Annotated in this window: 9 protein-coding genes; all 9 read right to left on the minus strand. The window is 68.2% G+C overall.

Translation table 11 applies throughout. The features are described 5' to 3' along the window. Nucleotides 1-26: 26 nt before the first annotated feature. Nucleotides 27-2,666, minus strand: coding sequence for a hypothetical protein (locus VEW47_10610; protein ID HYS05630.1), 2,640 nt, complete (start codon nt 2,664-2,666; stop codon nt 27-29). 141 nt (nt 2,667-2,807) lie between these two features. Then, nucleotides 2,808-3,020: a nuclear transport factor 2 family protein gene (locus tag VEW47_10615; protein HYS05631.1), complete on the minus strand. Its 213-nt coding sequence runs from the start codon at nt 3,018-3,020 to the stop codon at nt 2,808-2,810. Nucleotides 3,021-3,033: 13 nt separating this feature from the next. Further along, nucleotides 3,034-4,548 carry a glycosyltransferase family 39 protein gene (locus tag VEW47_10620; protein HYS05632.1) on the minus strand — a complete coding sequence of 505 codons (1,515 nt, stop codon included), beginning with the start codon at nt 4,546-4,548 and terminating at the stop codon, nt 3,034-3,036. A 28-nt stretch (nt 4,549-4,576) separates the two neighbouring features. Next, a complete protein-coding gene (locus VEW47_10625; GenBank protein HYS05633.1) occupies nt 4,577-4,732 on the minus strand; it encodes a hypothetical protein in 156 nt (51 codons plus the stop codon). Nucleotides 4,733-4,862: 130 nt separating this feature from the next. Further along, nucleotides 4,863-5,408 carry a DUF1579 family protein gene (locus VEW47_10630; protein ID HYS05634.1) on the minus strand — a complete coding sequence of 182 codons (546 nt, stop codon included), beginning with the start codon at nt 5,406-5,408 and terminating at the stop codon, nt 4,863-4,865. A gap of 3 nt (nt 5,409-5,411) precedes the next feature. Then, nucleotides 5,412-6,578: an MbnH family di-heme enzyme gene (locus tag VEW47_10635; protein HYS05635.1), complete on the minus strand. Its 1,167-nt coding sequence runs from the start codon at nt 6,576-6,578 to the stop codon at nt 5,412-5,414. Continuing rightward, a complete protein-coding gene (locus VEW47_10640) occupies nt 6,572-7,270 on the minus strand; it encodes a tetratricopeptide repeat protein (protein HYS05636.1) in 699 nt (232 codons plus the stop codon). Before VEW47_10640 ends, VEW47_10635 begins: the two co-directional genes overlap by 7 nt. A gap of 73 nt (nt 7,271-7,343) precedes the next feature. Beyond that, complete coding sequence (locus VEW47_10645; GenBank protein HYS05637.1) at nt 7,344-7,949, minus strand: GNAT family protein; 606 nt, start codon at nt 7,947-7,949, stop codon at nt 7,344-7,346. Nucleotides 7,950-7,971: 22 nt separating this feature from the next. Continuing rightward, the coding region (locus VEW47_10650) for an aminotransferase class III-fold pyridoxal phosphate-dependent enzyme (GenBank protein HYS05638.1) at nt 7,972-8,799 on the minus strand (828 nt) is incomplete at its 5' end.

Raw genomic sequence — 8,799 nt, forward strand, 5'->3', positions numbered from 1 at the left:
GATCCCGCCGATGATCCCGGCGGTCTTCAAGGGCAGGCCAGAATCGAGGTGTCCTGCTGGCTCGTGCCGTAGGTGCCGGCCCCGCACGAGTTCTCTCCGCGCGCCAGGTACCAGTACGCCTGGCCAACCGGGGGAGCCGGCCGGGTATCGGGGAACGAGGTGCCTCCGCCCTCCAGCGCGCAGGCGGCGGAGGAGAAGTTCACGGACCCACTGGACAGGATCTCCCCCGAGACCAGGTCGTACACGGTCTCGGGACCGACCAGGACGCCCTGGCTGTCCCACGCCAGGCCGGTCGGATCGGCTCCCGCCACAGATAGATTGGTCACTGCCACGGGCGCGCTCCAGACGAAGGGATTGTTGTCGTTGCAGTCGTCCCCACCGCACAGGGAGCCGCGGTGTCCGTCGCCGTCCGCGTCCAGGACACCACCGCCGCTGCAGACGCCCGCCTGGCAGGTGTCGGCCTGCGTGCACGGATTGCCGTCGTTGCAGGCCGAGCCGTCGCCGATCACCGCGGCCGTAGTGACCGAGGCGTCCGAGGTGCATCCGCCCAGCGTGACGCTCACCCTGTACGTTCCCGAGGCGGCGGTCGTGGCGCCCGGGATCGAAGGATTCTGCGCGCTCGAAGCGAAGCCGTTCGGACCGGTCCAGCTGTAGGTGGCGCCGGCCACAGTCCCGGCCGACAGCTGCAGGGTCGCGCCGGCGCAGATCGGGCCGTTGTTCGACGCGGCCGGGGAGGAGGCGCCGTTGACCGTCAAGAGCCCGACCCCGGTCGACGACTGCCCGTCGGGGTTGGTCAGGGTGATGTCATGGACGCCCGGCGCGGCTCCGACGGTCGACAGGCTCAGGGCGACATGAGTGGGATCCGCGAACGTGACGCCGTTGACCCCGACACCACCGCTCACCGTGGCCGAAAGATGGTTGGGGTAGCCCGGACCGCCCGCGTCGGCCCCAGGGTCGAAGAACTCCGAGCCGGCCGATGACGCACCGGCGATGGTGACGTCGACCGTCGCCTGACCTGCGCAGATGCTCGAGGGGACCGCGCCGGTGGGCGACGCCGGCGGCGGCGCCTTGAGCTGCACGACCTGGACCCCCCACGAATTGGTCGCGTCGCACCACTCCTGGAACGTCCAGAGCGTCATGTCATCGGTGGGATCGACGACGGTGTGCGAATAGTCGCCCCAGCGCTGGCCGTCCACGCTTTGCTGGTTGTAGGCGCTCGCGGAGATCTGCGCCAGGGATGGGACCTTGATCGTGCCCAGGGCGTCGGTCCGCAAGCGGCCGGCGGTCGCGACGCCCGCGAAATCATTCGTGCTCGCGTAGCTGGAACCGAGGGCCATGTGCCCCTGACCGCTCGCCGCCACCGTGTCGATCCAGAAGCCGCGCGGGTTGGTGGACACCGTGTCGAAGAGCGTGCCGGCCTGGTTGAGCGACGGCGTCCCGCCCAGGTTCGTGAACTCGTACCAGCGCGAACCGTTGCGGGTGCCGTGCGTGGACACGACCCCGCTGGAATTCACTTCGAAGTTGTGCGCGGTCCAGAGGCTCGTCGCGCCGGTGATCTTGTTCTTGTGGATCGATGCCGCGAACAGACGATCGTCCAGCGCGTCGAGCCTGCGGTTGCTGGCCGATCCCTTGACGGCCTGCGGGATCGGGAGGGTCGTCGCCGGGACGGTGAGGACGATGTTGCCGGAGATCGACGGGGTACCCCCCGGATTGCTCACGCGCAGGATGTCGATCTGGCTGAAGAGAATCGTGTCGACTCCGATGAAGAACCCCTGGGTGGCGGCGGGATCGTCGTTGTCGACGCCGCGCGGGGACCAGGGCCCCGCTATGGCCGCGGATGCGATCCGGCGGAATGCCGTGACCGTCAGCGTCCCGGCCAGGAGCCCCGCCTTGTTGATCACGTAGCCGGTCGATCCCAGGTAGACCGTCCCCGCCGCATTGAAGACGTTCACGCCGATGTAAAGGGCGGACCGATCCACGCCGAGGCTGTCGTAGTCGGCGAACCCCCCCGTATCGTTGTTGGGAGTCGTCCCGACGAGATCGTGCTGGAACGCGAAGAACGTAAAGCTGGAGGACGAGGAGATCGTCGGGCCGGAGCTGACGGCGATCAGGATCTTGTTTGGAGTCGTGGTAGTCAATTCGGTGACGAACCAGCGCCCCGAGAGCCTGTCGTAGCGCACCTGGGGGTCCGTGATGTCGGACCCGCCGGTCACTGAAGCGAAGAAGACGCCATCGGTCACGTTGAGCCCGCCGAGGCTCCCGGTCTTGTCGAACACCTTGATCCGGCCGTTGGCCATCGCCAGGATCTGGGTCGGACCGACATCCCCGACGCTGTCCGGGGGGATGAACATGGATTCGTTCGGGGAGTTCAGTGAGATCGCCTTGAAGTTGGTCCCGACGACCTGGGGCGCGAGCGGCGTCACGGCCTCCGACGTGAGGGGCTGGGTCTGGCTCGGGGGCGGCCATTGCGACACGGGGGGCGCCGCCGGGTTCTCCCTGATCGGCCCCGGCCGGCCTTCCGGCTCCTCCCTCAGACGGGGGAAGGCCCGGATCTTCGGGGCCCTGGCCTCGCGCTCCATGAGATCAGCGACTGATTCCCGGACCCCCCGTCCCCCCGTCCAGGGGACCCCCACTGTTTCGCCCGGTTCGACCCTTGCGCGTCCCACGGACTCGTCCTGGGCCGGGGACGACCCCAGCGCGACCGATGCGACGAGGATTCCGCTCAGGACGGACCTATGACGGGGGGAAGGCATCGTCCGTGAATCTTACGACGAGACCCACCAGCCTGCAATGCCGATCTCGCAAGATCACCGCCGGGCGCCGGCTTTCTGGCCGAGGATCAGGCTACTTGACCCCTGGGCCGTCATCCGCAGGAAGGCGGGCTTGTCGAGAACCGAACCATCGGATTCGATGCAGACGAACTCATCGGCCAGGTGGGATCGGTACCACTCGACGTCTCCCGCCAGGGATGCCGCCACGTACTCCTCGTTCAATCGGCGCAGCTGTTGATCCTGAGACACGGAATCCTCTCCATCAATCATAGTGCTTGATCTGCGCCCAGGTCTCGGCGACCGGCGCGCGGAGCCCACGGCACACCCACACGGGACGCCCGTTCTCGTAGGGCATGCATCGTCCGCAGTCGATGGTCGCGGCGCGCTCGACCGCCTCGAACCGGTCGCCCAGCCGGTCCTCTTCGCCGCCGACTACGATCAGGACGCGTCCGTCCCAGCCGCGCGGACCCCAGAGCCAGTAGTTGTTGTGGGCGCTGATCGCCTGTGGGAGGCCCTGCCTGCGGCCCAGCAGGTCGAGAGCGCCGGCGACGCCGTAGTCGGGGGCGAAGATCCGCGCCGCGGTCGCGTCCTGGGCCGGCAGGGGTCGGTAGACGTCTGCGATCGTTCCAACGATCGCGTCCCAGCCCTGCATGTCGGCATAGAACTGTCCCAGCTCTCCGAGCTCCTTGCGCTCCTCGGTCGAGGGCCGCTCGCCGAGCGCGCGCGAGTAGCGGATATAGGTGTCGACCGGCAGGAGAGGCAGCGCGAGCGGGGCGGTCACGGCCCCGGCGACGATCAGCAGGACGACCGCGACCGGGCGCAGCCAGGCGAGGTGCTTCCGGTCGAGGAGCCTCTCGCCCGCCACACCACCGGCCGCGAACAGCCAGGTGTAGGCGGGTGCCAGATAGCCGGACCGGCTCGAGCCGGAGAGCACCAGGATGGAAAAGACGGTGAGGTAGATCCAGCCCAGCAGATAGTGCCTCTTGCCGTCTGCGTGCAGGAACAGCCAGGCGAGGCCACCCATCCAGAGCGGCAGGGTCAGCGGATGCACCATCCTGATCTGGCCGATCAGGAAGTCGAGCGGCGCGACCGCGACCATCTTGTCGGTCGTGGCGTTGTGGATGAACTCCAGGGTCGGCCAGCCGTGTCGCACCTGCCAGAACAGGTAGGGAGAGAAGAGGACCAAGGCGATGGCTCCGCACAGCCAGGTCCAGCGCGTCGCCAGCCAGCGCCGCTGCGGCGTGGCGACGAGCCCCGCGAGCAAACCGGCCCCCAGCCACAGGACGCTGATCTTGTTGGCGAGCCCCAGACCCAGGACCAGCCCCAGAAGCAGCCAGAGCCGCGGGTCCGCACCGTCGATCAGGCGGATGAGCAGGAAAGCGGCGAGCGCCCAGAAGACGATGTCGAACGCGTTCATCGAGTAGAAGTGATCGAGCGCGAGATATTCCGGGGCGACCAGCGCTCCGGTCATCGCCAGCGCGACCGCCCAGCGGCCGCCGCCGAGCGCCCGCGCCATCAGACCCGCGAGCGCCACCGTCGCCGCCCCGAGCACCGCCGGCAGCAGGCGCAGGGCGGGACGCGAATCACCGAGCAGATGCCTGACGGCCCACAGGAAGAGGATCGACAGCGACGGATGATCGACGTACCCGGGCGCGAGGTGCTCGGTGCAGGCGAGATAGTAGAGCTCGTCCCGGAAGTAGCCGTAGCCCGTGCTGGTGGCGAGATGCAACAGCAGCTTGGCGAGCGCGAACAGCCCGATCAGGCGTAATCGGCTCATGGCCGGTGCGAGCGCACGTCTCTGTGGTCTATCGCCCCAGCAGGATCAGAGCGCCGGCAGCCGCCGCGAGGATGGACATGAGAGTCCCGAGCGCCGAAAAGCCACGATTCAGCAGCGGCATCAGCCCCGTCAAAATGAGCCAGACGCCCAACAAGAGCATGCCGAGATTCTTGGTCAGTTTCATCGGGCGGCCCCCTTCTCAAGCGGTCAGTGTTTGTCCGTCTGTGCTTTCGAGGTGCGGTGTCGCGGTGTGATGACCTTCCGGTATCGGTCTGGGTGCCATGCGTCTCCTTTCATCGCGGAGCTTCGCTCTCCTACGCCGACTTGTTGGACTTCCCCTCCATCAGGGTCTGCCAGGCGCCGTCGTCGCCGAGGATCTCCCACTTGAAGGTGTAGCTCGTCGGTGAGATCTCCTGGATCGTGTAGCGCGACTTGACCATCTTGCCGCCCATCTTCGCCTCGTCGTCGTAGACCCAGCTCCTGTCCTGGACCGTGCCGCGCGGCACCGTGGCCATGTCCATCGGACCGTTGTTGACCGCATAGTAGGTGTAGGCCTTCTCTTCCGTGCTGTAGCCCAGGATGCCGAGCGCCTTCGTCGGCCCCATCGGACCCTTTCCCTCGGAGCGGCAGACCACGGCGAAACCGCCGTCGAACCACTCGCAGGTGTCATGGTTCGTCATCCTGCCGCCGGGCATGAAGGGACTGGGCTTCATCTCCGCTTCGGCGGTCCACTTGCCGACGAAATATCCGAGCCTCTTGTGCTCGGGCCCGGGCTTGGGCTTTTCCCCCGGCGCCTGCGCAAGCGCCAGCCCGGACGACAGGACGAGACAGACGGCGATCTGGAGAGCCCTGGTTCTCATGTCTCACCTCCTTGGATGAAGCGGGATCCTAGCACCGCCAGGGGGAGACCGATCCTCCGATGGACCGGGGCCCTCGTCCGGCAGCGGCGGAGGCGCCGAGTAGCGGGGGTCGGTGACGAACGACACATCGGTCAGGCTTTTCAGGAATTCGACCAGGTCTGTCTTGCCGCGAGCATCCAGGTCGAACCCCCGTATGAGATCGCTTTTCCGCGGACTGTCGCGGCCGTCACCGGCGAGAGGACCGTCCGGGACGAGCCGGCCCCCCCGGGCGTACTGTTCGATCACCTCATTCAGCGTCGCGATGCTCCCGTCGTGCATGTAGGGGGCCGTCAGCCCGATGTTGCGGAGCGTGGGGGCCCGGAAGCGGCCCATGTCTTCCATGCGCCCCGTGATCCCGTAGAGTCCCGGGTTGTCGCCGGGATAGTTCCCGGCGCCCCCCAGGTTGTACAGACCGTTGTTGTGGAACGTGGCCGGGATCGGTCGGGCGCCTTCGAAGGCGATCGGCCCCGAGAAGGTGAACCCTCCGTGGCAGCGCGAGCAGTTCAGGCGCGCCGAGAAGAACAATCGCATGCCGCGCCGCGCCGACTCGGACAAAGCACCGGCGTCGTCGCGGTAGATGAGGCGGTCGTAAGGGGAATCGCCGGAGAGCAGCGTCCTCTCGAAAGAGGCGAGGGCACGGGCGACATTCGCCAGGCTCACCGGGTCCGGGTCCTCAGGGAAGGCCGCGGGGAACATCCGGGGATAGTCGCGGTTCGCCCGGAGGCGGCGCAGTACTTCATCCTCGCGTCCGGAGAGGCCGAGCTCCACCGGATGCTCGTTGAACATCGGAATGCGGGCCTGGTCCTCGAGTCGGGTGAGGCGCGGATCGGCCCAGGTCAGAGTGGCGGCGTAGGCGACGTTGGCGAGGCTCATCGCGCTGCGGGGATGCGCCTCGCCGGTGGAACCGACGGCGCGGGCGCGCCCGTCGGTGAAGGCGAGCTCCTGGCGGTGGCAGGAGGAGCAGGCCTGCGTGCCGTTCCCCGACAGGGCGCGGTCATAGAAAAGATGCCGGCCCAGCTCGACCTTGGCCGAGGTCATCGGGTTGTCTGCGGGGACATTAGGTATCGGGAACCCGGCCGGAAGCCGCCATTCGTAGGGCGGAGGCGGGGGAGGCACCGCCTGGGCTACCACCGCCGCTGTTGCAGCTCCGATACGCTCGGGGTCTGACCGGCGAGCTCGGCCCGCTGATCCACCCAGTGGGAAAATTCCTGGATCGCGTCCGGAGTCATCATGCCCGGCTGCGCCCGGCGCTTCTCGACCCACCCCTTCATCGCCGCGAGCAGCTCGTCGGCCCGGCCTCGATCGCTCGGGAAGAGCGCCACGTAGGCCTTCTTGGCATCCTCCACCCGGTCGAGCGCCAGGTACGCCTCACCCCGGTACTCGAGCGCGGGGGAGTAGGTCGGCTCCAGGGAGATCGCATGGTCGTAGGTCTCGAGCGCGGCGGCGTAGTCCCCCGTCTTCCGCAGGGCGAACCCCAGGTCGCTGTAGGCCTGGTAGAACCTGGGGGCCTTCACGGTCGCCGTCCGGAACTGCGAGATCGCCTTCTCGAACTCCTGCTGCGCCTTCTTTTCGAGCTTCGTCCGGTCCTTGTCCTTGGTCGCCTGGGCCGCCTCTTTCTGGAGGGCCAGCCCCTTGTCCCGCAGCTTGAGTCCGGCGTTGTAGTGGTCCGCGGCCTCCTCGGCCGGTGTTTTCCGGGGCGCGGACGGCATGGACGAAGTGCCGCCGGAGCGCGGCATGGGTGACCCGCCCGAGGCCCGCAACCCCGCGGGAAGGAACGCCAGGGAGACTCCGACCAGCACCGCAATACCCGGGATCCTCTTCACGGTGATCCTCCATTGAGATCGCACCAGAGTAGCAGATCTGGCGGGGGACAGCATGGAGACCGGCGCCCCATCCTCAATCCGGTTTGCTCTCGTGACGCGCGAGCCGGGTGGTGAGGTGCGTCTTCACCTCCGGCCATTCGGCGGCGAGGATGCTGTACATCACCGAGTCGCGGACCGACCCGTCACGCCGGGCTTGGTGGTGGCGGATCACGCCGTCCCTGCGGGCGCCGAGAGCCTCGATCGCCTTCTGGGATGAGAAGTTGAAATTGTCCGTCCGGAACCCCACGACGCGGCACGCCAGTGTCTCGAAGGCGTGCGCGAGCAACAGCAGTTTGCAGGCGGTGTTGACATGAGTCCGCTGCCACCTCGCGGCGTACCAGGTGTAGCCGATCTCGACCCGATCGATCTGGGGGACGATGTCGTGGAACCGCGTGCTCCCCGCGACGGCGCCCGTCGACAGCTCCCGGACCACCCAGGGGAGCATGTGACCGGCACGCTGGCCGTTGAGTGCGTCGGTGATGTAGACCCCCGTCTGCCCCGGTTCCGGGACGAAGGTGAACCAGAGCTCCCAGAGCCGGCCGTCCGCGGCCGCGGCCGCGAGCCCGTCCTGATGCCCGGGGCCAAGCGGCTCGAGCCGGACGCCGTGCCCCTCGAGTGTGACGGGAGTCACTGGGATCATCTGCGGCCTCGGTGTGACCTGATCATACCGTCACGGCGCGCAGAAACGCTCCGTAGGCGTCGAGATAGCGCTCCACATCGGCCTCGGTCGCGGGGACCGAAAGCGTCGGCCCCGCGCCCGGCAGTGCCTCCCACACACCGCGGTTCGCCATCCAGATCCGCTGCGTTCGCGTCAGCCGCCGGTCGCGGAGCGCCAGGGCCTCGAGGCCGGTCTTCGGCTCCGGACCGTACCAGTGGCCGGAGCGGGGGCCGAACCGCTGCGCCGTCCACGGCAGGCCGGCCGCGCGGATGGCGCTCTCGATCCCGTCGGCCAAGTGGGCGCCGAGCCTTGATGTGTGTTCGTAGGCGGCCGGGGTGAGGACTCTCGTCAGCGCGGTGCGCGCCGCCGCCATCGACAGCGGATTGCCGAACAGCGTGCCGCCGGTCGCCGCGAACGGCTCGCGCGTCACATCGATCTCCAGGGCGAGCGGCTCGATCATCCCGTAGGCCCCGAGAGGCACGCCGCCCGCGATCGACTTGCCGATCGTGACGACGTCCGGCTCGAGACCGAACAGCCGGGTGGCGCCGCCGTGGCCGACCACGTGAGTGTGCGTCTCGTCGATGGCGAGGACCGTCCCGGTCTCGCGCGTCAGGGCGCGCAGCGCCTGGTGCCAGCCCGGCTGCGGCATCAAGAGATGCAGGTTGTTGGTGAGCGCCGGCTCGGTGAGGAGGACGGCGACGTCGCGCTGGGCCAGGGCACGCCGCAGCCCCTGCAGGTCATTGAACTGGGCGATCCGGACCTTGCCCGGGGTCGCCTTCGCCAGCCCGCGCTGCGCGGGAACGAGCTGGCCGTCCTGCAGATCGATGAGACC

The organism is Candidatus Dormiibacterota bacterium (assembly GCA_035635555.1).
In the GTDB taxonomy this organism is placed as follows: Bacteria; Acidobacteriota; Polarisedimenticolia; order Gp22-AA2; family Gp22-AA2; genus Gp22-AA3.

What these genes read in the sequence shown, in the direction of transcription:
- VEW47_10645 (HYS05637.1), bottom strand. Translation starts at nt 7,949, where the DNA reads ATGATCCCAGTGACTCCCGTCACACTCGAGGGGCACGGCGTCCGGCTC.
- VEW47_10625 (HYS05633.1), bottom strand. Translation starts at nt 4,732, where the DNA reads ATGAAACTGACCAAGAATCTCGGCATGCTCTTGTTGGGCGTCTGGCTC.
- VEW47_10630 (HYS05634.1), bottom strand. Translation starts at nt 5,408, where the DNA reads ATGAGAACCAGGGCTCTCCAGATCGCCGTCTGTCTCGTCCTGTCGTCC.
- VEW47_10620 (HYS05632.1), bottom strand. Translation starts at nt 4,548, where the DNA reads ATGAGCCGATTACGCCTGATCGGGCTGTTCGCGCTCGCCAAGCTGCTG.